At 64.1% G+C, this 22,220-nt stretch carries 17 protein-coding genes and 1 pseudogene; 7 read left to right on the top strand and 11 right to left on the bottom strand.

Annotated elements, in window-relative coordinates:
- The first annotated feature begins 150 nt into the window (after positions 1-150).
- From E3E11_RS05965 to E3E11_RS05955, 3 genes are read left to right on the top strand one after another with little or no spacing between them, the layout of a single operon-like run.
- Positions 151-2,121, top strand: a complete 1,971-nt coding sequence (locus E3E11_RS05965) for a potassium transporter Kup (RefSeq protein WP_231118860.1) — start codon at positions 151-153, stop codon at positions 2,119-2,121.
- Positions 2,122-2,164: 43 nt separating this feature from the next.
- Entirely contained in the window at positions 2,165-3,349 is a 1,185-nt protein-coding gene (gene hemW / locus E3E11_RS05960; RefSeq protein WP_141451591.1) for a radical SAM family heme chaperone HemW, read from the top strand.
- Between the two features lie 58 nt (positions 3,350-3,407).
- Entirely contained in the window at positions 3,408-3,815 is a 408-nt protein-coding gene (locus tag E3E11_RS05955; RefSeq protein WP_331250964.1) for a DUF1489 family protein, read from the top strand.
- 32 nt (positions 3,816-3,847) lie between these two features.
- On the opposite strand, the gene E3E11_RS05950 is transcribed toward E3E11_RS05955, so the two are convergent.
- From E3E11_RS05950 to rimP, 9 genes and pseudogenes are all read right to left on the bottom strand, one after another.
- The gene (locus tag E3E11_RS05950) at positions 3,848-5,278 is read right to left on the bottom strand and encodes an NAD(P)H-dependent flavin oxidoreductase (protein ID WP_141451589.1); all 1,431 of its coding nucleotides are present in this window, start codon (positions 5,276-5,278) and stop codon (positions 3,848-3,850) included.
- 142 nt (positions 5,279-5,420) lie between these two features.
- On the bottom strand, positions 5,421-7,559 hold the full coding sequence (gene pnp / locus E3E11_RS05945) for a polyribonucleotide nucleotidyltransferase (protein WP_141452179.1): 2,139 nt from the start codon (positions 7,557-7,559) through the stop codon (positions 5,421-5,423).
- 398 nt (positions 7,560-7,957) lie between these two features.
- A complete protein-coding gene (rpsO, locus tag E3E11_RS05940) occupies positions 7,958-8,227 on the bottom strand; it encodes a 30S ribosomal protein S15 (RefSeq protein WP_141451588.1) in 270 nt (89 codons plus the stop codon).
- A gap of 2 nt (positions 8,228-8,229) precedes the next feature.
- Positions 8,230-9,201 (bottom strand): tRNA pseudouridine(55) synthase TruB, encoded by a 972-nt coding sequence (gene truB / locus E3E11_RS05935; RefSeq protein ID WP_141451587.1) that lies wholly within the window; start codon positions 9,199-9,201, stop codon positions 8,230-8,232.
- A gap of 99 nt (positions 9,202-9,300) precedes the next feature.
- Positions 9,301-9,738, bottom strand: a complete 438-nt coding sequence (rbfA, locus tag E3E11_RS05930) for a 30S ribosome-binding factor RbfA (protein WP_141451586.1) — start codon at positions 9,736-9,738, stop codon at positions 9,301-9,303.
- The gene (gene infB / locus E3E11_RS05925) at positions 9,735-12,476 is read right to left on the bottom strand and encodes a translation initiation factor IF-2 (protein WP_141451585.1); all 2,742 of its coding nucleotides are present in this window, start codon (positions 12,474-12,476) and stop codon (positions 9,735-9,737) included. The genes rbfA and infB overlap by 4 nt, the downstream gene beginning before the upstream one ends.
- Before the next feature lie 15 nt (positions 12,477-12,491).
- The gene (locus tag E3E11_RS05920) at positions 12,492-13,070 is read right to left on the bottom strand and encodes a DUF448 domain-containing protein (protein ID WP_407938693.1); all 579 of its coding nucleotides are present in this window, start codon (positions 13,068-13,070) and stop codon (positions 12,492-12,494) included.
- A 214-nt stretch (positions 13,071-13,284) separates the two neighbouring features.
- Positions 13,285-14,823: pseudogene (gene nusA, locus E3E11_RS05915) on the bottom strand (transcription termination factor NusA); the annotation flags it as partial.
- Positions 14,824-14,862: 39 nt separating this feature from the next.
- Positions 14,863-15,447, bottom strand: a complete 585-nt coding sequence (gene rimP / locus E3E11_RS05910; RefSeq protein WP_141452178.1) for a ribosome maturation factor RimP — start codon at positions 15,445-15,447, stop codon at positions 14,863-14,865.
- Between the two features lie 286 nt (positions 15,448-15,733).
- On the opposite strand from rimP, the gene E3E11_RS05905 reads away from it, so the two are divergent.
- Positions 15,734-17,152, top strand: a complete 1,419-nt coding sequence (locus E3E11_RS05905; protein ID WP_141451583.1) for a P-loop NTPase family protein — start codon at positions 15,734-15,736, stop codon at positions 17,150-17,152.
- Between the two features lie 56 nt (positions 17,153-17,208).
- Positions 17,209-18,147 (top strand): hypothetical protein, encoded by a 939-nt coding sequence (locus E3E11_RS05900; RefSeq protein ID WP_141451582.1) that lies wholly within the window; start codon positions 17,209-17,211, stop codon positions 18,145-18,147.
- 21 nt (positions 18,148-18,168) lie between these two features.
- Here E3E11_RS05900 and E3E11_RS05895 read toward each other — a convergent pair whose 3' ends face one another.
- Entirely contained in the window at positions 18,169-19,818 is a 1,650-nt protein-coding gene (locus tag E3E11_RS05895; protein WP_141452177.1) for an ABC transporter substrate-binding protein/permease, read from the bottom strand.
- A gap of 5 nt (positions 19,819-19,823) precedes the next feature.
- Positions 19,824-20,591 (bottom strand): amino acid ABC transporter ATP-binding protein, encoded by a 768-nt coding sequence (locus E3E11_RS05890; protein ID WP_141451581.1) that lies wholly within the window; start codon positions 20,589-20,591, stop codon positions 19,824-19,826.
- A 170-nt stretch (positions 20,592-20,761) separates the two neighbouring features.
- Between E3E11_RS05890 and ccmA the strand changes: the two genes are divergently transcribed.
- Both ccmA and ccmB read left to right on the top strand, forming a co-directional pair.
- Positions 20,762-21,490, top strand: a complete 729-nt coding sequence (gene ccmA, locus E3E11_RS05885) for a heme ABC exporter ATP-binding protein CcmA (protein WP_196778303.1) — start codon at positions 20,762-20,764, stop codon at positions 21,488-21,490.
- Entirely contained in the window at positions 21,487-22,185 is a 699-nt protein-coding gene (gene ccmB / locus E3E11_RS05880; RefSeq protein WP_141451579.1) for a heme exporter protein CcmB, read from the top strand. The genes ccmA and ccmB overlap by 4 nt, the downstream gene beginning before the upstream one ends.
- Positions 22,186-22,220: the final 35 nt, after the last annotated feature.

The raw sequence follows: 22,220 nt of genomic DNA, 5'->3' as shown, positions 1-22,220 counted from the left end.
CAGGCGCGCACTGCCGGGCCTGAACCGTGACTGAATTGGCGTGCGGCTTGCATCCTGCGCCCAATTTCTGCCATGACCCTATACTGGTGGAAACGCCGCCCCTGAACGTACCCCCAGCCTTCCAGGCTGCCATTCACACAGGAAGCCCCCATGTCTGAACAGGATGGCATGTCCTTACCGGACACTTCACCCGACGCCAGTTACCCCAATTCGCTCGGCAAGCCGACCGTTCATCCGACAACGGAGAACCCGGCTGACAAACCGCGGGGATGGGGGGCGTTCCTGGCGGTGCTGGGCGTTGTCTACGGCGATATCGGCACCAGCCCGCTCTACGCGCTGCAGGCTTCCGTCCACACGGTCGGCTCCGTCAGCCATCCTGCCGCCCCCTGGGAGGTCATGGGCCTGACCAGCCTGACATTCTGGGCGCTGATGCTGGTGGTAACGATCAAATACGTCATGCTGGTCATGCGCGCCGACCACAATGGCGAGGGCGGTATCATCGCCCTCATGTCGCTGGCGCAGCGCGTCGTTTCCAATCCGCGTTTCAAGTGGCTGATCGCCATGATCGGCATTGCGGGCACCTGCCTCTTCTTCGGCGACAGCGTGATCACCCCGGCCATCTCCGTGCTCTCGGCTGTTGAGGGCATCGAGGTCTCGCTTCCCCAGGCCAGCCATTTCGTCATCCCGCTGGCCATCATCGTGCTGATCGGGCTGTTTTCGGCCCAGGCGCTCGGCACAGGACGAATCGGGCGCGCCTTCGGTCCCATCATGCTGGTGTGGTTCCTGGTCCTGGCCATTTTAGGCATTCACGGCATCTGCCTCTATCCCAAGATCCTGCTGGCCCTCACCCCCTGGATGGCCATCAAGTTCATCGCAGCCCACGGCGCCCTGTCCTTCATGGCCCTGGGCTGCGTCGTGCTGTCGGTGACCGGGGCGGAAGCCCTCTATGCCGATATGGGCCATTTCGGGCGCACGCCCATCCGGATCGTCTGGCTCGTTTTCGTGCTGCCGGCCCTCACGCTCAACTATTTCGGCCAGGCCGCGCTGATGATCGTCGATCCGCGCACCCTGACCAACCCCTTCTACCTGCTCGCCCCCCACTGGATGCAGATCCCCCTGCTCCTGCTCGCCACCATGGCAACCGTGATCGCCAGCCAGGCCGGCATCTCAGGCAGTTTCTCGCTCTGCCGGCAGCTCATCCAGCTGGGCTACCTGCCGCGCACGCGGATCGTGCATACCAACCCCCATGAAGAGGCGCAGATCTACCTGCCTTCGCTGAACTGGATGCTGGCTGTCGGCGCGCTGATCCTGGTGCTGGCCTTCCGCTCCTCGGGCGCCCTGGCAGCCGCCTACGGCATTGCGGTCACCGGCACTTTCCTGTGCACCACGCTGCTGTCAATGGTGGTGTTCAGGCGCATCTTCCACTGGGCGCCGTGGCTGGTGGCACTGGTATGGGGCTTCTACTTCCTGCTGGACGGGACGTTCTTCTCAGCCAATGTCATGAAGATCCCCGAAGGGGGCTGGGTGCCGCTGTGCATCGCGCTGGTCGCCACCGTCATCATGACCACCTGGCAGCGGGGACGCCTGCTGGTGAAGCAGCGTGAGCGCGCCGATGCGGTGCCGATGGCCTCCTTCCTGGCGCGCCTGACGCAGTCGCAGACCACCCATGTGCCGGGCATCGCTGTCTTTCTGGCAGCAGACCCCGATTACGTGCCCAACGCCCTGCTCTACAACCTGCGCCACAACCGCGTTCTGCACGACCACACCCTGTTCGTGACGGTCCAGACCCTGCCGCAGCCGGAAGTCAGCGCCGATCAGCGTCTCACCGTTCAGGAGCTCGGGCCGCACATGCACAGGGTCATCCTGCGCTACGGCTTCATGGAAATGCCCAACCTGCCTGTCGCCCTCACGCAGCTGAGCCGGCTTGGCGTCTGCTTCGATCCCATCCAGGCCTCCTATTTCGTCTCGCATGACCTGGTCTTCCGCTCGAAAGTGCCGAAAATGTCACTGTGGCGGATGTGGATCTTCCTCTACCTGCTCCACAACGCCACGCCCATCACGGAGTTCTTCCGCATTCCGCCCGAGCGCGTGGTTGAATTCAGCGTAAGAATTGCGATCTGACGGCGCGCCGGCCACGCCGCTCACGCAGGGAGACACCCTCCCCGTGAGCGGCGCGCCCCTGGCTCTCTACATTCACTGGCCCTTCTGCCTGGCCAAATGCCCGTATTGCGATTTCAACTCGCATGTCCGCACGCCCTTGCCCCAAATGCGTTTCGCCCACGCCCTGCGGCGCGAGCTTGCCACCGAAGCGCAGCGCCTCAATGCGCAGACCGATCCCCGGACCGGGCTCAGGGCCAGGCGGCTCACCTCCATTTTTTTCGGCGGGGGCACGCCTTCCCTCATGGCGCCGGAAGCGGTTGCAGCCCTGATCGAGGAGGCGTGCCGGCTTTTCACCCCGACTGAAAACCTGGAAATCACGCTTGAGGCCAATCCGACCAGCGTGGAGGCAGGCAGGTTCCAGGCCTTCCGCCAGGCAGGCATCAACCGGGTCTCGCTTGGCATCCAGAGCCTGCGTGATGAAGCGCTCAGGGCGCTGGGGCGCCAGCACACGGCCAGGCAGGCGATAAGCGCGCTCGAGCTGGCGCGCAAACTGTTCCCCCGCATTTCCTTTGATCTCATCTATGCCCGCCCTGGCCAGACAGTAGCAGACTGGCAGCAGGAACTCCGCCAGGCGCTGGGGCTGGCAGCTGACCATCTCTCGCTCTATCAGCTGACCATCGAGCCCGGAACCGCTTTTGAAAGCCGTTACCGGCAGGGACAGCTGGTCCTGCCCCCCGATGAGCAGGCTGCCGAGATGTATACGCTGACAGCCCAGGAAGCCGCGCGCCATGGGCTGGAGGCCTATGAGGTCTCCAACTACGCCCTTCCCGGCAGCGAGAGCCGCCACAACCTCGCCTACTGGCGCTATGATGACTATCTCGGCATCGGCCCCGGCGCCCATGGGCGCCTGACCCTCAACAATACCCTGCTGGCCAGCCGCCGCCACCGCGCCCCTGAAGCCTGGGCCGACCTGGTGGAACGCGACGGGACAGGACTGAGGCAGGAAATGCCCCTCTCCACCCAGGAGCGCGCCCGTGAAGCCCTCCTGATGGGACTACGCCTGAAAGCGGGCCTTGATCTCGCCCATTTCCGCCAGCGCACAGGCCAGACCCTTGACGAAAGCGTGGACCACACCATTCTTGAAGCCTGCCTGGCAGAGAACTATCTGCAGAGAACCCCGAGCGTGCTCAAGGCAACGGCGGAAGGCCGGTTGCGCCTAGAAGCGCTTCTGAGCCGGCTCGTGCTCTGAAGCCGCACCCGCGGCAGGCAGGACCGCTCACCCGAGGACCGAGGCTTCAATGCTGCACATGATCAAACTCGCCGTGACCTGCACGGGTCTGCAGGACCTGCGCCAGTGGCTGGCCCAGCAGAAGCGTGCTGAAGGGCTGAACTACGTGCCGACCTGGCTGATGCCCAAACGCACTGAAGACCTGCTCGGCGGCTCGGTCTACAGGGTCATCAACGGTCTTATCCTGGGCAGGCAGCCCATTACCGGGTTTGAGACCGTAACGCGTCCTGACGGGCGGAAGGGAACGCGGATTCTGGTCACAGGCGAGGTCATCGCCGTGCAGCCCACGCCCCGCAAGGCCTTTCAGGGTTGGCGCTACCTGCGCCCTGAAGACGCCCCGCCTGACCTGCAACCCGGAGACGCACAGGCAGCAGCCAGCCTGCCGCCTGACCTGCAGCGCCGCCTGGCCGAGCTCGGCATTCTCTGAGAAGGCCCGCAGGAAAAAACTTCAGCGGCCTGTCAGCGGCCTGAAAGAATGCGCGTGATGAGTTCCTTGACGGTGGGAACATGGCCGTTGGCATAAAAAGGATCTGTCCCGAAACGCCAGGCATTCGTCCCGCCGAACATCAGGTTGTGATCCATGACCCGGTCCGCCTCAGCCGGCGTGGCCTCAGGCGGAATATGGGAGACGGCCTGCAAGGTCTTCTGGATGCAGAAGGAGCGCGGGTCCGCCCGCTGGCCTGTTGAGAAGGCCGGGCCTTTCTGCGACCAGTTGGAGAAGTTGCACTGGGAGAGACAGCCCATGCAGGCCGCCTGGTCGCGCACCACTTCCCGCCCTTCTTCAGGGGTGACAAAAACCAGTGTCTGATCCGGGGTCCGCAGAACTTCCGTAAAGCCTTCCGCCTGCCAGTTCCCAATCTTGCCGAGGTCATCAGGCGCCACAAAAACCTCGCGCCCCCGGGCGCCGACCGCAACCGGAGCCGTCAGGCCCTCTTCAGGCGCGCTGCGATACGCCACCTGCCGGTCTGAGCGCTGGCGCAGACGCTGCAGGAAAGTGTTGTTGACCGCAGAGGAGTAAAAGCCTGTAGGCGAAAAGCGGTTCAGATAGACATCGCCTTTCTGGAGATGGAGCAGGCGCTGCTTCCAGGCCTCGGGAATGGGGCTTTCGCGGGTCAGCAACGGGCGCGTGCCGAACTGGAAGGCGATGGGCCCCAGCTCCGGATTGTCGATCCAGTCTTCCCATTCCTCCAGCCACCACACGCCGCCCGCCATGATGATGGGCGTCTCATCGAGACCATATTTCCGCATGACGTTCCGCAGCTCGCGCACGCGGGCGTAAGGGGCCTCGGGCGCCAGAGGATTTTCCGTGTTGGACAAACCATTATGGCCGCCGGCGCGCCAGGGATCCTCATAGACCACGCCGCCCAGAAGATCGGCCGTGCGGCTGTAGGAACGCCGCCAGAGCGCATTGAAGGCACGGCCCGAGGAGACGATCGGATAATAATGCACGCCGAAACGCGCTGCGATGTCTGAAAGACGGTAGGGCATCCCTGCCCCGCAGGTCAGCCCGTGAATCAGCCCGGGCGCGCCGGCCAGAATGCCCGTGACGACTTCCTCGGCAGCCCCCATTTCCCACAGGAAATTGGCATGGATACGCCCACGGCCTCCGGCGATGTCATGGGCGATCCTGGCCTGGGCGATGCCGCCCTCGATCGCGTAGCGCACCAGCTCCTGCTGGCGCTCGCGCCGCGTGCGGCCGTGGTAGATCTGCGGAATGATGTTGCCGTCCGCATCGTAACTGTCGGCATTGACGAGCGAGACCGTTCCAATTCCACCTGCAGCCGCCCAGTGACCGGCTGACACACCTGTAGAAATGGAGACACCCTTGCCCCCTTCAACCAGGGGCAGCACGTCCCGACCGGACATGCGGATGGCTTTGATCGGCTTCATAGAGGCAGCAAATCCCCGTTTCTTACCAGTCTAACCAGCGGTTGGTGACGAGACACGTTTCAGCTCCTCCCCAAACGCCTCCCCGGAGCGGGAAACGTCGGGATGGAAAACGGCGCCTGCCCGCAACGGGGCAGGCACCAGGTCAGCGAGGCGCACGCGGCGTCTTTTCGCCGACGCTGTCCGTGATGTCGTCGCCCGTTTCCTGGTCGACCACGCGCATGGACAGCTTGACCTTGCCACGGTCATCGAAGCCCAGCACCTTCACCTTCACCTGATCGCCTTCCTTCACCACGTCCGTGGTGCGGCCGACGCGGCCCGGCGCAAGCTCGGAAATGTGCACCAGCCCGTCCTTGGGACCGAGGAAATTCACGAAGGCGCCGAAGTCAGCCGTCTTGACGACCTTGCCGTCATAGATCTTGCCCACTTCCGGCTCAGCCACCAGGCCCTGGATGCGGTTGATGGCCTTCTGCGCCTGGTCGTCATTCGTGGCGGCGATCGTCACGGTGCCGTCTTCGCCGATATCCACCTTGGCGCCGGAATACTCGACGATCTCGCGGATCGTCTTGCCGCCCTGGCCGATGATGTCACGGATCTTCTCCTTGGGCACGGCCATGGTCGTGATCTTCGGCGCATTGCCGGAAACGCCTTCACGCCCCTGCGCCAGCGCCTTGGACATCTCGCCCAGGATATGCAGGCGCCCGTCACGCGCCTGCTCCAGCGCCTCTTTCATGATTTCAGGCGTGATGGAGGTGATCTTGATATCCATCTGCAGGGCAGTCACGCCTTCAGAGGTGCCGGCCACCTTGAAGTCCATGTCGCCCAGGTGATCCTCATCACCCAGGATGTCGGTCAGGATGGCGTGACCGCGGTCTTCCTTGATCAGCCCCATGGCAATGCCCGCAACCGGGCGCGGCAGCGGCACACCGGCATCCATCAGCGCAAGCGAGGTGCCGCACACCGTCGCCATGGAGGAAGAGCCGTTGCTCTCGGTGATCTCAGACACCACGCGCATGGTGTAGGGGAAGCTCTCCTTGGCCGGCAGGAGCGGATTGAGCGCGCGCCAGGCCAGCTTGCCGTGACCGATCTCGCGGCGGCCCGGCGAGCCCATGCGCCCGACTTCGCCCACGGAATAGGGCGGGAAGTTGTAGTGCAGCATGAAACGGGAGCGGTATTCACCCTCAAGCGCGTCAACGATCTGCTCGTCCTGCCCGGTCCCCAGAGTGGCGACAACCAGAGCCTGGGTTTCGCCACGCGTAAACAGCGAGGAGCCGTGCGTGCGCGGCAGGGTGCCGACTTCAGCGGTGATCGGGCGCACGGTCGTCAGGTCACGGCCGTCGATCCGGGTGCCGGTCTTGAGGATGGCGCCACGCACCACCTGCGCTTCAAGATCCTTGATCATCGGCTTGGCCTTTTCGGGGTCGAACCCTTCCTCGGTCAGCGTCTCGACGATCTGGTTGCGCACTGCGTCCACCTTGTCATGGCGCAGCTGCTTCTTCTGCTCCTTGTAGGCTTCAGCCATCGGCTTGGCGCCGATCTTGTCGACGCGCTTGCGCATCGCGACTTCGTCCTTGGAGATCTCAGGCAGCTCCCACGGCTCGCGCGCAGCCACTTCCGCCAGGGCGATGATCGCGTCAATAACCGGCTGATAGGCGGCATGGCCGATCATCACCGCTTCCAGCATCTGGTCTTCAGGCAGTTCCTGCGCCTCGGATTCAACCATCAGCACGCCTTCGGAAGTACCGGCCACCACGAGGTCAAGCTTGCTCTGCGGCAGCTGGCTCAGCGTCGGGTTGATGACGAACTGGCCGTCAATCTTGCCTACGCGCGCCGCAGCCACCGGGCCGAAGAAGGGGATACCCGAAAGGGTCAGGGCAGCAGAGCAGCCGATCAGCGCCACGATGTCGGGATCGTTCTCCATGTCGTGGCTGACGACAGTGGCGGTCACCTGGACTTCATTGCGGAAATTGTCGGGAAAAAGCGGCCGGATGGGTCGGTCGATGAGCCGGGAGGTCAGGACCTCGTTCTCAGAAGGACGACCTTCGCGCTTGAAGAACCCACCGGGGATCTTGCCGGCGGAATAGGCCTTTTCCTGGTAATTGACCGTCAGGGGGAAGAAATCCTGGCCGGGCTTGACGCTCTTGGCGCCGACGGCGGTGCACAGCACGCTGGTGCCGCCATAGGTCACCAGAACAGCGCCATCCGCCTGGCGGGCGACCTTGCCGGTCTCGAGGATCAGCGGACGCCCGGCCCACTCGATCTCCTTGCGATAGTAATTGAACATCTTGTTTTTGCCGTTTTCAGAAGCGGCAGGAACGGGTGCTTGTTTCGTCATGGAATGTCAGGTCTTCTCTTCTCATATGGATGCCGGTCAGGGCGGCTGGAGACAGGTCAGCGTTTCGGACGGCATGGCGGTGGTAAATGGCTGTCATCTGGCTCGGGCGCCGCGTAATGATGAGCCAACAGGCATGAACATCAGTGCCGCAGATCAAGCGCTCGAAGTCAGCATTGCCAGACACGACACCATGTGGCCTGAAACGCCGCTGGGTCCCTGCTCCACAATCTGGGGATGCAGGCCGGAAAGGGCAACTCCCGATCCGGCTTTCCTGCCCCTGCTTTCAGCGCAAAGGCCGAAAAGCGAACGGGACACTCCGCCAACAGGGCTGGAGTGTCCGGGCCTTCTCAGCGACGCAGGCCGAGACGGGTGATCAGATCCTGATAGCGGGTCTGGCTCTTGCCCTTCAGGTAATCCAGCAGGCTGCGGCGGCGACCGACCAAGATCAGCAGGCCGCGGCGGGAATGGAAATCCTTCGCATGCGTCTTCATGTGTTCGGTCAGGTTGTTGATCCGTTCAGTCAGCAGGGCCACCTGCACTTCCGGCGAACCGGTATCGCCAGGGGTCTGCTGATACTGCGAAATCAGCTCAGCGCGGCGTTCGGGGGTAATCGACATCGTCAATCTCCAAAAAACAAATGGTTTTCAAGCATACGCACCGCCTTCACCTGACCGTGATCGACACGGCAAAGGCCCAGCACGTGCCCCTCCAGGCACACCCGCCACAAAGGCTGATCGTTCAGCGTTTCGACAGGCCGGTCCAGCAGCGACAGGGTTTCAAGCCGCTTGCCGCAGACCAGGCGCTTCCCCTCCTCGCGTGTCACGGCCAGCGCCGGGATGTCGTCCAGCGCGGTCGCCACCGGCCAGAGGGGAACCGGAAGGACCCCTGCCTTGTCTCCACTTTCAGCCATTTTGTCCAGCTTTAACTGACCTTCAGCGTCAAGGGCAGGAACATAAGCCTGTGAGATCTCAAAAGGCCCACATTTCAGGCGCCGCAGCACACTGACGTGACCGACCGTGCCGCAGGCCAGCGCGATATCGCGGGCCAGGGCGCGCATGTAGACCCCCTTGCCTGACTGCACCTCGAACACTGCCGTATCGCGGTCGGGCCGGCTCACCAGAGTGATCGAATCGATGCGTGCGGGGCGCGTGGGCAGGTCAGGAGGACGGCCAGCCCGCGCCAGGTCATAGGCCCGCTGCCCGCCCACGCGCAGGGCCGAGTAGACTGGGGGTACCTGCATCACCTCCCCGCTCAAGCGCGGCAGCACGGCCTGAATGGCCTCATCGGACGGCCGATGTTCCGAGCGGGCAAGAATTTCCCCTTCAAGGTCATCGGTCGTCCGGCTTTCACCAAAGCGCAGGGTGAAGCGGTAACGCTTGGTGGCGTCCATGATATAGGGAATGGTCGCAGTGGCCTTGCCAAAGGCGATGGGCAGCACGCCTGAGGCCAGCGGGTCGAGTGTGCCGCCGTGCCCCGCCTTACGCGCATCAAGCGCCCAGCGGAAGCGGTTGACCATGTCTGTCGAAGTCGGGCCCAGAGGCTTATCGAGTATCAGCCAGCCATCGAGATCACGTCCGCGCCTGCGGCCCATCCTCGGTTACTCCTTGCTGTCCGGCACTGGCCCGAGCGTGCTCAGCTGCCCGTACAGGGTAGCCCTGCCAGGTCTGCCGGCTTTCAGGGCCAGCCGCTTTCAGGACTGGGGATCGGCGCTGCCCAGATCCCTGCTGACTTCCGGGGAGCGCAGCAGCGTGTCCACCTCCATCGCGTGGTCAAGCGATTCATCAGACTGAAAGTGAAGATCAGGCACGCTGCGCAGGCGCAGCTTGTGGGCCAGCTGGGTGCGCAGCCAGGGGGCGACACGCTTGAGAGCCGGCAGGAGCGGGGTGACGTCGCTGCTGCCCAGACCAAGGCGCGACACGAACACTGTCGCGTGCTTGAGATCGGGCGAAACCCGCACTTCCGTCACGGTCAGCTGCACATCATGCAGCTCCGGGTCGCGGAACTCCGTCCGGCTGAACAGCTCGGCCAGGGAACGGCGGATCTCCTCGCCGATACGCAGCTGGCGCGTGCTGGGCGCGCCAGTAGGCCCGCTTTCCCTGTGAGAGGAAAAATCAGATGGCTTGCTCACGCCGGCACCTCTTCCATCTCATAGCATTCCACCACGTCGCCCTCACGCAGGTCGTTGTAGCCTGCAAAGGACAGGCCGCATTCATAACCGCGGGCGACTTCGCGCACATCGTCCTTGAAGCGCTTGAGCTGGCTGAGCTCACCTTCGTGGATGACCACGCCCTCACGCAGCAGACGCACACCGCAACCGCGCTTCACCACCCCTTCGGTCACGTAGCTGCCGGCAACCTTGCCGACGCGCGTGATGTTGAAGACCTGGCGGATCTCGGCATAACCCAGGAACTTCTCGCGATGCTTGGGCGCGATCTTGCCGCGCACCAGCTGTTCCACATCATCGGCCACCTGGTAGATGATGGAATAATACCGGATCTCCACCCCTTCACGCTGCGCCAGCTGACGGGCCTGGGTGGTGGCGCGCACGTTGAACGCGATCAGGAGGGCATCCGAAGCCTTGGCCAGCTGAACATCACTTTCCGTGATCTGTCCCACGCTGGCATTGAGAACGCGCACGGCCACCTCTTCGTGCGACAGCTTCTCCACGGTCGCGGCAATGGCTTCGGCCGAACCCTGCACATCCGCCTTGATGAGAAGGGCAACCTGCTTCTGCTCCCCGGCCTGGATGCGGGCCAGCATCTGGTCCAGCGTGCCGCGTGCAGCCACCTGCAGGGCATTGGCTTTCTCACGCTGCTTGCGCTGGCGGAACTCGCTGATCTCGCGCGCCCGGTTATCGTTCTCAACGACCACGAAGGACACGCCGGCTTCAGGCACGCCGGTCAGGCCCAGGATTTCAACCGGGGTCGCAGGAGCAGCTTCCTTGATCTGCTTGCCGCGGTCATCAAGCAGGGCGCGCACCCGCCCCCATTCCGTGCCGGCCACGACGATGTCACCACGGCGCAGGGTCCCTTTCTGGTCCAGGACCGTCGCCACAGCGCCACGCCCGCGGTCAAGGCGACTCTCGATGACCGCCCCTTCCGCCGGGCGATTCGGGTTGGCCTTGAGGTCAAGGATTTCCGCCTGCAGGAGAATGGCTTCAAGAACCTTGTCCAGCCCCTGCTTCTTGAGCGCAGACACCTCGACTTCCTGGGTCTCGCCACCCATGCTCTCGACCACCACGCCATGCGTCAGCAGTTCGCTGCGCACGCGATCGGGATTGGCGCCGGGCTTGTCCATCTTGTTGATGGCGACGATCATCGGCACTTCAGCCGCCTGAGCGTGCTTGATGGCCTCAATGGTCTGCGGCATCACGCCGTCATCAGCGGCAACCACCAGCACCACCACATCCGTGACTGAAGCACCGCGGGCGCGCATGGAGGTGAAGGCTTCATGGCCCGGCGTGTCGATGAAGGTGACCTTCTGCTTGGAGGGCAGGGTGACCTGATAGGCACCGATATGCTGCGTGATACCGCCTGCCTCGCCGCTGGTCACATCTGTCGTGCGCAGGGCATCGAGCAGGGAGGTCTTGCCATGATCGACATGGCCCATCACGGTGACGACCGGCGGGCGCGCCTTCAGGTCTTCAGGCCTATCCTCGACGCCCTCAATACCGAGCTCGACATCGCTGTCGGCAACGCGCTTGACGCGGTGGCCGAACTCATTGACCACCAGCTCAGCGGTATCTGCATCAATGATCTGGGCTGCGGTGGCCATGACGCCCATCTTCATGAGGGCCTTGATAACCTCGCCCTGACGGGCCGCCATACGGTTGGCCAGCTCGCCGACCGTGATCGTCTCCGGCACCGTCACGTCACGGACAACGCGCACCTGGTCGGAACGCAGGCGCTCCAGCTCGGCCTGGCGGCGTTCGCGATCACGCTGCCTGCGCACCGAAGCCAGGGAGCGGGTTTTGCCGTCATCCCCCTCAATGGCCGCGCGCACGTCGATCCGGCCTGAGCGGCGCTCATTGCCCCCGCCCTTGCGCGGCGAAACCGCACGGCGCTGCGGCGTAGCACCGCGGCGTGCAGCCCCGCCGCCACGGCGCGGCTCCTCATCACCGGGCCCTGCAGGAGCCGCTGGCGCACTGCGCCCACGGAGGTGCAGGGTCTCGCTGCTGCGACCCGGAACACCGCCACCTGCCGCACGCGCGCTGACCGGACGTTCGGGCATGATCGCGCGTTCGGCCAAGGGGCGCAGGCGCTTGACGGGCTCGGCCAGCTGAACACCGCCCAGCTGCTCAGCGCCGCTCAGCGGCGGCGGCTCGGCAGGCGCCGCTGCAGCAGCTGGGCGCTGCGCAGCCGCTTCCTGAGCCCGTTCAGCGCTTTCACGGGCTTCGTTTTCCCTGGCGATGCGGGCTTCCTCAAGACGAGCGGCTTCCTCTGCCTTGAGACGTGCTGCCTCCTCGGCTGCAGAACGGATACGGATCTGCTCGGCCTCTTTCTGCTCAGCCTCTTCAGCCGCGCGACGCTGCTGCATCTCCATAAGGACGCGCTGGCGCTTCTCCTGCTCGGAAGCCGTGAGACCACGCGCACCGACAGGACCGCGGCCGACACGACCGCCGGCACCGGGATTGCTGCGCTTGGGCTTGCGCACTTCCACCCGCACTTCCTTGGAGCGCCCATGGCTGAAGCTCTGGCGCACGGAACCAGCCTCCACGGTGCGCCCGCCTTCCGCGCGTCCGCCCGGGCGCAGCGACAGGCGGCCGGACCGCGCCTGACCCGGTTTTGCCGCGCCTTCCGCAGTGCCGGCAGCCGTCTGCTTGCCTTCCTGTTTGCCGTCTTCGTTGCGCTCGTTGCCGTCGCTCATAGTTTCGCCTGTTCCTTAGCTGACCCGTGCCGGCCTGACCGCCGGGTCCGGGAGCGCGCCTTCGGCCACTCCCCAAAATCTTTCACATTCGGTCTTCAGCCGCCGCGCCAGCGCCCCTGGCGCCACGACAGCGTAAACCGCCCGCCCCCGCCCGAAAGCGACGGCCAAAAATCGTTCCGGCACCCGCATCACCGGCAAATCCCGATGACCTGACAGCAGCCGGGCCAACTCATCCTGGCTTGCCCCCTCAGCGCAGAGCAGCAGACCCGCCCTGCCGCCTGTGATCATGTCGCGGCATTTCTGAAACCCGCTGACCGCCTCTCCTGCACGACGGGCAAGACTGATACCATCCTGAACGCGCCTTGCCAGCCCTTCGCAGACAAGTTTAGCGAAATCTTCAGGAAGTTTCACCTCCCTTCGCATCGCGCGTGCCATGGACTGCGCCAGTTTCGGCGCTTCCACCACATCCCGCCGGGCCGCCAGCCACATCCCGCGGCCAGGCAGGCGCGCGGCCAGATCAACCACAGCTTCACCGCCCGGCCCGATCACCAGGCGCAGCATGCGCTCGGGCGCCTCCTGCTGGCGGGTGACGATGCAGCGCCGCTGCGACCCTTTCCTCAGCTTTCCAGGGCCCTCATCAATTTCAGGCGCTTCGGTTTCTGCAGCAGCATTTGGCAGTCCGGCAGCCCTTCTCTCGTCAGCCGTTGGTCGACCCTCCTGCTTCGCTGTTCTCAGCCGGCGCTTCAGCCTTGACCTTGACCTTTCCCGGTTCGGCTTCCGGTTCCGAATCGGCTTTTTCCACCCCATCAGAAGCCGCAGAAGCTTCAGTGCCGGAGGGCGCTCCCTCTTCATCTTCAAACCAGTGGGCGCGCGCAGCCATGACGATCTCGTTGGCTTCCTCTTCCGTCAGCAGCTCCGCGCCCAGCATCTCGACCAGCTCCGCACCGGCGAGATCGGCCAGATCATCCAGGGTCTTGATGCCCTTCTCGCCCAGCTCCACCAGAATGCGCGGCGTGAAGGCTTCCAGTGCCACCAGATCATCGCTCACCCCAAGCGCCTTGCGCTTTTCGTCAAGCTGGCGTTCGATTTCGAGCAGATGGGCGTTGGCGCGCGCCATCAGTTCTTCGGCCACACCTTCGTCAAAGCCTTCGATATCGTGCAGGTCCGCAGGCTCGGCATAAGCCAGGTCCTCAACGGTATGATAGCCTTCCGTCACCAGCAGGCCCGCGATCACCTCATCCACATCCAGCGCGTCGATCAGGAGCTGGCTGCGTTTGCGGAATTCCTCCTGGCGACGCTCCGATTCCTCGGCTTCAGTCAGGATGTCAATGTCCCAATGCGTCAGCTGGCTGGCCAGGCGCACGTTCTGGCCGCGGCGGCCGATGGCCAGCGAAAGCTGGTCGTCTGGCACCACCGCCTCGACGCGTCCTGCTTCCTCATCCATGACCACCTTGGTCACTTCAGCCGGCGCCAGCGCATTCACCACGAAGGTGGCAGGATGGGGGCTCCAGGGAATGATATCGATCTTTTCGCCCTGCAGCTCGGCAACGACCGCCTGAACGCGGGAGCCGCGCATGCCGACGCAGGCGCCCACAGGATCGATGGAAGGGTCATTGGAGACCACAGCCATCTTGGCACGCGAACCCGGATCCCGGGCCACGCCCTTGATCTCGATGATGCCGTCATAGATCTCGGGCACCTCCTGGGCGAAAAGCTTCGCCAGGAAGCCCGGATGCGTGCGCGACAGGAAGATCTGCGGGCCCCGCTGCTCGTCACGGACATCGTAGATATAGGCGCGAATCCGGTCTGAATTGCGGAAGGTCTCGCGCGGGATCAGCTCGTCGCGCCGCAGCAGGCCCTCAGCCGTTCCCAGCTCAACCATGAGGTTGCCGTATTCAGTCTGCTTGACCGTGCCGTTGATGATCTCGCCGACGCGATCCTTGAATTCGTCATACTGCCGCTTGCGCTCGAACTCGCGCACGCGCTGCACGATCACCTGCTTGGCGGTCTGGGCGGCGATACGACCGAAATCGATCGGCGGCAGGGGGTCGATCAGGTATTCACCCGCCGTGATCTCAGGTTGGAACTTGCGGGCGATGTTCAGGGCGATCTGGGTGGCCTCGTTTTCGACCTCATCGACCACTTCCGTCCAGCGGCTCAGCCGCACTTCGCCGGTTTTGCGGTCAATGGAGGCGCGGATGTCCTTCTCATGGCCGTACTTGGCCCGGCCGGCTTTCTGGATCGCCTGTTCCATGGCCTCCAGGACCTGGTCGCGATCAATGTTCTTTTCCCGCGATACCGCATCTGCAACCAGCAGCAGTTCGGGACGCATTACCGATGTATCCATCTGTTCTGACCTCCAGCCAGAGACGCGCAGGGCGCGCCTTCAGTTCTTCTTGCTCTTGCCCGGCTTCTGCGGGTTCAGTTTCGGGATGCGGGGGTTGTTTTGCCCGTCCGCGCTTCCCGGGGCCGCACTGGCCTCGATCAGCGCGTCGGTCAGAACCAGGCGCGCCTTGCGCATCTCGCGCAGGGGCAGGGTGACCTCCTCATCGCCCTCCATGCGCAGCACCGCCGCTTCATGGCCCTTGTCTCCGCGCAGGCCTGTGATGGTGCCGGCAAAACGCTTGCGGCCGTCAATCGGCACGTCCATCTCCACCTTCACCAGGTGACCTGCAAAACGTTCCCAGTCGCCCACACGTGTCATGGGGCGGTCAATGCCTGCTGAAGAGACTTCCAGGGTCCAGGCGCCGGGGATGGGATCGTCCACGTCCAGCACGGCGCCGACGGCGTGGCTGATCTGCTCGCAATCCTCAACGGAGATCTGCCCGCCATCGCTGCGGTCGGCCATGATCTGCACGGTCGGCGTCTCGCGCCCCAGAACAGCCAGCCGCACCAGCGCGAACCCCATATCAGCCAGGGTCGGAGCGATGCGGTCGGCAATGCGGGATTCAAGCCCGGTCAGCCGCAGGATACCGTGCTCTGAGGCGCCGGCACCTGCCTGTCCTACTTCATGGGAAGCCCCGGCAGCAGGCGTATCAGTGGGAATCTGGTCCAAAACAAAAAAGGCGGCCCGTCAGGGCCACCCCCCAATACTGATGGAAGATGAAAGTGAAACTCTGTCTTCTCTAGGCGCTCCTGGTGGGGAATGCAAGCGTTCGGGTTCTCAGCCCGCACGCCAGCTGTTACAGCTCTGAAGAACCCCGCTGGCGCGCAAACCAGACAGTGTCCACTGAGTTCGTCCAACTGAAGGGCCCTGCATGAAACAGCCTCACCCCCTGCTTTACCGGGCGATGCCTTACATGGTGCTGGCCTTCCTGATTCTTTCGGCCGTCCAGGTAGCGCTTCTGCTTCATGGGCTCCATCCCGTCTCTTCACCCGCTTCCTGGAAAAGCGGGCTGCTGGCTTCAGGAAGAAAAGCGGTTTTCGGCCTGATTGACAAAGGACGGCCCTGGTATCTGCCGCTGGGGCTGCTCGGGCTGGGGGCGGCCCTGGCCGGGCTTGTGTTTGAAAAACGGGGCGACCGCCTGGCAGCGCGCGGCCTGCAGCGCAGGCGGACTGTTCTCACCCGGCTTCTGGAGCGTTTCACCCGTCGCCGCCATGTCGAAGCGCAGCTGCTTCGCAGGCAGCACGAGAAAACCCTGCAACCGGGCGAGCTGGCAGCCGCCCTGCAGGCCCGCGTGGACGGCCACCGGGAAATCTGCGAAGACGTGGCCCGCTTTCTGCGCCACCGCCTGGCACGCCAGGCACCGTTGTCCCAGGTTTCCCGGGGAAGCGTTATGGCCGGCGCTACGGAAAGCAACGCGCATATCCATCCGGTCGCCGTGTTTCTCTTCAGTGGCCCTGCCCATACCGGCAAGGGCTGGTTTGCCCGCCAGCTGGCCACCCTGCTGCACCGCCCGCTGCTGACGCTCGACCTGCGCCAGGCCCCTGCCACGCCTGACCCTGCTGACAGCAGCGATGAAACCCCCTTTCTTCAGCAGATCGCTGATGCTCTGCGGCGCAATCCTGCCAGTGTCCTTCTGCTGGACGGGCTCACCCCGACCGGAAGCGACCCGCTGCGCAACCCGGCCCTTCATTTCCTGCAACGCGCCTGTGAAACCGGACAGATCACCGATCCCCGCACAGGTGAAGAGCTGCCTGCAGGCGAGGCCATCTTCATCCTCAGCGCTATCGTGGACAGGCAGCCGACAATTGAACCGGTAGCTGAAACAGGCACTCCGGACGCAACGGAAGCCGCTGGATCTTCCCGAACGCCCGCTTTTCAGCAGGAAGAAGTCTGGCAGAAGAGCGGGCTGGCCCCAGCGCTGCTGGCTCTTGTCGATCGGGCTTATTTCTTTGACCCCCTGCAGGGGCGTGACCTGGCGCAACGCCTGGCCCGCGAGGCCGAAGCCCTGGTGGAAAGCTACGGGCTGCATCTCCCCCCAGGCGGCGTCGACCCGGCGCTGATATACCGCCTTATGGAACAGCTGGGGACCATGACCGATGGCAAGACGGTGCTGAACAACCTGGACAGCCTGATCGGCGACGACCTGATCCTGGCACGCCAGCAGGGCTATGACTGGGTGGAGCTCATTGCAGCCCCGCCCCAAAGCCCGTCTGATGATGACCGCTCATTCCGCCTGCAGGTCGTTCCGAGCAGCCTGCAGGCCCGTCGCCTGGTCACAAAAGGGGTATAACCGCCCCCGGCTTCAAGACTGGCAGAAATGTGGGGAAGAACATGAAGGAGGAGCGCATGAGCGCTTTCGGACAGCTCTGGAAACGGGCGCCTCTCTGGCGGCTCTCCCTGCTCGTCGGGATTGCGGGGCTGGGGTTGGCGGCGTTCTTTCCCACCCCTTTCCTCAAGGCCCAGTGCCCCTGGCTGCCCGGCTCTGCCGAATCTCTTGAAAAGACGGGCCCCGCAGATTCCGCTGCGGCCGTCCCGCAGGCGCGCTTCACCTATCCGGACCTGCGTGAGAGCCTTCAGGGTTCCGTCCCGCTGGGGGCTTTTGTCCTTCCCCTGCCTGAAGGGACCTGGCACCCCCTGCTCGCCGCGCAGACGCCGCCGCCAGCCAGCTTCTCCTATCTTGCCTTTGTCCGCCTCACCGGCCCGGTCGGAACAGGCGGAAAGGTGACCGGCCTGCTCGTCGTACAGGTGAGTCCCACGCCGCTTCCCCCTGCCATTGCCGATACCATGATGGCAGCCTGCCATGATGACCGGAACTACATGACCCAGCTCAGGGAGCTTCCGCGTGAAACGCAGTGCACTTTTCTGAGCCCGACCCTGCTGGGCCAGCAGACGGTCAGCTTCAATCCACTCATCACTGAAACCATCGCCCGCCTCCACGCCCTGGACATGCCCCTGCCGCCCCTCATGATCATGTCAGGCTGGCGCCTGTTCCGCCCCCAGACCGCTGAAGATGGCGCTGGGGCTTCCAGCGCTTCCCTGCCCCCGGCTCAGGTGATGACCGTGGACCTGCTGCTGGCGCCCACAAAGCCCGGCACCACCCACCTGCTGGCTCCCCTGCAGGGCTGGGACCGGCAGGAGATCGGTCATGTCGCGGCAGCGCGCAGCTACGTCACGGCGCAGAAAAACTGGACGGGGCAATGGGTCGCGCGCCTCAACCAGGGCTTTCACATCCCGGCGCTGGAACCCTCACCCACCCCGCGCGACCCGGCCTTTCACGGCCCCTGAACCGGAAGGGGGCCGTTCAGCTCAGTGATGGCCCTGGCGGATGGCCTTGCCCAGCCGTTTTTCAGCCATGCTGGCCAGGCGCACAAAGGGCAGGCCGATGAGGATATAGGCCGCGCCGACCATCAGGCCGGGACCCACATAGTCATAATAGGTGGAAGACAGGCGGATATAGGTCTGGCTGAGCTCGGTCAGGGTGATGACAGAGACAAGGGAGCTGTCCTTGAGCAGCGAGATGAAGTCATTGGTCATGACCGGCACCACCGTGCGGAAGGCCTGCGGCACCACGACCAGACGCAGTGCCTGGAGATGGGTCATGTTGAGCGCCAGCGCCCCTTCCATCTGCCCCCTCGGCACTGACAGGAGGCCGGCCCGGTAATTCTCCGCCTCATAAGCGGCGTAATTCAGTCCCAGCGCCACGACGCCGGCCAGGAAAGGCGACAGCTGGATCCCGAAAGACGGCAAGCCGTAGAAGATGAAGAGAATCTGGATCAGCAGCGGCGTGCCGCGGACGACCTCGATATAAGCCCCTGAAGCCCAGCGCACTGCCCGGTGGCCGTAATGGCGCCCCAAAGCCAGCAGCAGCCCAAGCCCCACCGCCAGCACCATCGCCAGGGCCGAAACGGCAATGGTCATCAACGCACCCTGGCCGATAAGGGGCAGGAAAGACACGTAGCGGTGAAAGCGCGCCATCAGCCCGCCATCGTTGAGGGTGGCCATGGTGCGGCGGTACTGGTCCCATTCCACCGGCACAATGTGGGGAGTGGAGTAATCCCCCGTGTATTCCGCCATGCGCGGCGTCCAGAGGTCCCAGCGCGCCAGAATGCGGTGAAGCGTGCCGTTTTCGATCAGGGTGGTCAGCGCCGCGTTGACGGCATCGCGGATCTGGGGGTTGTTCTTGGCGAACGCGATACCGTAAGCCACCGTGCCGATCGGCGGACCGGTCATTTTCATGTCGGAGGTCAGGTAATACTGCGCGATGGGCTCATCGATCAGGATGGCGTCCAGCCGACCGTTCTGCAGGTCGCTGAACATGTCGGTCTCTTCCTCATAGGCGCGCAGGCTGGCCGGGTCCTGGTCCAGCAGCAGGCGTTCGGCCGCCGTGCTTTTGATGGTGCCGACCGTATGGCCCTTGAGCGACTGCAGGGTATCAAAACCCTTCTCGTTGCGGCGTACCACGATCCGGTCGGAGGTCACGTAATAGGGACGGGTGAACAGCACCGCCGCCTTGTGCTCGGGCGTCATCTCGATCCCGTCAACGACCATGGCGTAAAGCCCGCGTGACAGGCCAGGGATCAGCCCGTCCCAGCCGTTCTGCACGAAGCGCGCCTTGCGGTGCAGCAGCGGGCCGATGGCGTTCATGATGTCATATTCAAACCCGGTCACGCGCGCTTCATGCGCCGGGTCATGAAAGACATAGGGAACATTCGCCTCCCCGTCGGAAGCCCAGGGCAGGTCATCAGCCGAGCGCGCGCCGGTCACGGCTGCCTGCGGCACCACCAGCCCGGCCACTTCTTCGGCCTGCACACGCGGGACCAGCAGGACCAGAAACACCAGCGCCAGCACGCCCTTCAGGGCGCGGCTGAAGGCAGGACGCTGAGGGGCAGAAAAACGGCGCAGCTTTCCAGCTTCCCCGCCCGGGCAGGGGCGGGGAAGGCTATCATCAGGGGTCATTACGGTCATGCCAGCAAGGTCCGGAGGAAACGGCGGGTACGGGGGTCTTCAGGAGAGGCGAAAATCTTTTCAGGCGATCCGCTTTCGACAATTTCCCCGCCTTCAAGATACAGGACGCGGTCTGAAGCGGCGCGCGCGAAACGCATGTCATGCGTGACGACGATCTGGGTCATGCCTTCCCGGTCAAGAGCACGCATGACTTCCAGGACCTCCTCGGAAAGCTCGGGATCAAGGGCTGAGGTCGGCTCGTCATACAGCATGACCGAAGGTTTCATAGCCAGAGCGCGGGCAATGGCCGCACGCTGTTTCTGGCCGCCTGACAGGCGATCGGGGTGGCGGTCCATCACCTTACCCAGCCCGACCTTGTTCAGGAACTCCGTCGCAATTTCCTGGGCCTGTTCACGCGGCATGTTCTTGACGTGCATCGGCGCCATCATGACGTTCTCCAGCACGGTGCGGTGGGGAAACAGGTTGAAGTCCTGAAACACCATGCCCACATGCGCGCGCAGCTTGTGCGCCTGCGCTTCCTGGCGCGCATGCCAGTGCACCGTTCCTTCAAGGGAGACATCCTCGACGCGCACCTTGCCCGAATCGGGATGTTCGAGAAAATTCAGGCAACGCAGAAAAGTCGACTTGCCGCAGCCTGACGGGCCGATGATGGACACCAGCTCGCCGCGCTCGACGTCGAGGGAGAGGCCATGCAGGATTTCATTGCCGCCCAGATTCTTGCGGATGTTTTCTGCTTGTAGAACCAGATCAGACAGTTCGGTCATTCCTTCCGGCGCGCTGCTTTCCCAAGCGGAAAGCAGAAAATGAGGGCTGGCTGCAGGTGAGGCGACATTTTCCTCGAACACCTCTATCCTGGCGGAAAATGCAAGACACTTCTCATAACCAAAACCTTACGTCAGGCAAACCGTTCCAGCCCTCCCGGGGCGGAGTTTTTTTGCCGCCTGCTTTTCAGCCAGAAGTTCACCAGTCGGACCACGCCCAACCGGAACAGGGCCAGCCCTTTCTGGAACTGCAGGATGTTTCAGTCCGGCGTGGCGGGCGCAGGTTGCTTACAGGTCTCACCCTCACCCTGGCAGGCGGTGACTCTCTGCGCGTTCTCGGACCCAACGGGGTGGGCAAGTCGAGCTTCCTGCGTTGCGTGGCCGGGCTGTGCCCACCCGATAGCGGCCTGCGCCGGTGCCGGGTGAAGGTCGGCTGGTTGGGCCATGCCAATGCCCTCAAGCCCGCTTTGAGTGTTGAGGACAATCTCCGCTTTCCCTGCGCCCTTGGCGGCCAGGAACTGAGCGCGATTGCGCAGAGCCTGCAGCAGGTCGGGCTGGGGGGAATGGCGCGCCAGCCCGTGCGCCTGCTTTCAGCAGGGCAGAAACGGCGCGCAGCCCTGGCAGGGCTGCTGCTGACGCGCGCGCCCCTCTGGCTGCTTGACGAACCCGCAACCGGCCTGGATGCGCAGAGCGTGGCCCTTCTGGGCAGATTGATGCAGGCTCACCTGGCCCAAGGGGGCGCCCTTGTGACCACCAGCCACGTCCCCCTTCCCCTGCCACCGGGCAGGGTGCTGACACTGTCAGCGCCTGCTACAACAGAACCTGTGGGGCCCGAAGCCCCAAGAGGGGAAAGCACACTGAAACAAGCCACGGACTGGTCGGCATGGAATGCGCCCACATGACCGGCAGATCTCAGTCCAAGCCCAGAGAACTGGCGCTTTTCGGCCATGTGCTGAGGCGCGATCTTCTCATGGCGCGTCGTTTCGGGGGCGACACGCTGGCTGGCGTATTGTTTTTCGTGCTCTGCGCCAGTCTCTTCCCGCTCGCCCTCGGCCCCTCACCCGCTTTGCTGGCAAAGACAGCGCCCGGTCTGATCTGGGTCTGCGCCCTGCTCGCTTCCCTGCTCTCTCTGGAGAAAATCTTTCAGCCTGACCTGGAAGACGGCGCGCTCGACCAGCTGATGCTCAGCGGCCTTTCGCCTGCAGCCCTGGCTCTGGCCAAGATCACCGCGCACTGGCTCTGCAGCGCGCTGCCCCTGCTGGCAGCCGCCCTCCCGCTCCTGCTCATGTTCGGCCTGCCGCTGAAAAGCGCGCCGCTGCTCCTGGGCAGCCTGGCCTTGGGAACGATGGGGTTTTCCCTGCTTGGCGGCATGGGCGCTGCCATCGCCCTGGGCGCGCGTTTCAGCAGCGTGCTCCTGCCGATGCTGGTCCTGCCGCTGTGCACGCCACTGCTGATTTTCGGAACGATCGCCTGCAGCGCGCCGCTCCAGGGTCTCTCCCCTACGACGGGGCTGGAATTCCTGGGCGCTTTCTTCTGCGCCGCCCTGCCGCTGTGCCCCCTGCTGGCCGGGATCGGCCTGCGGGAAGCCTGTCGCTGAAAAACGTCCGGTTCTTAGAGAATCTCTCTTAAGCC

Source organism: Oecophyllibacter saccharovorans, assembly GCF_006542375.1.
Lineage (GTDB): Bacteria > Pseudomonadota > Alphaproteobacteria > Acetobacterales > Acetobacteraceae > Oecophyllibacter > Oecophyllibacter saccharovorans.
This window is presented reverse-complemented; position numbering and strand designations above follow the sequence as displayed.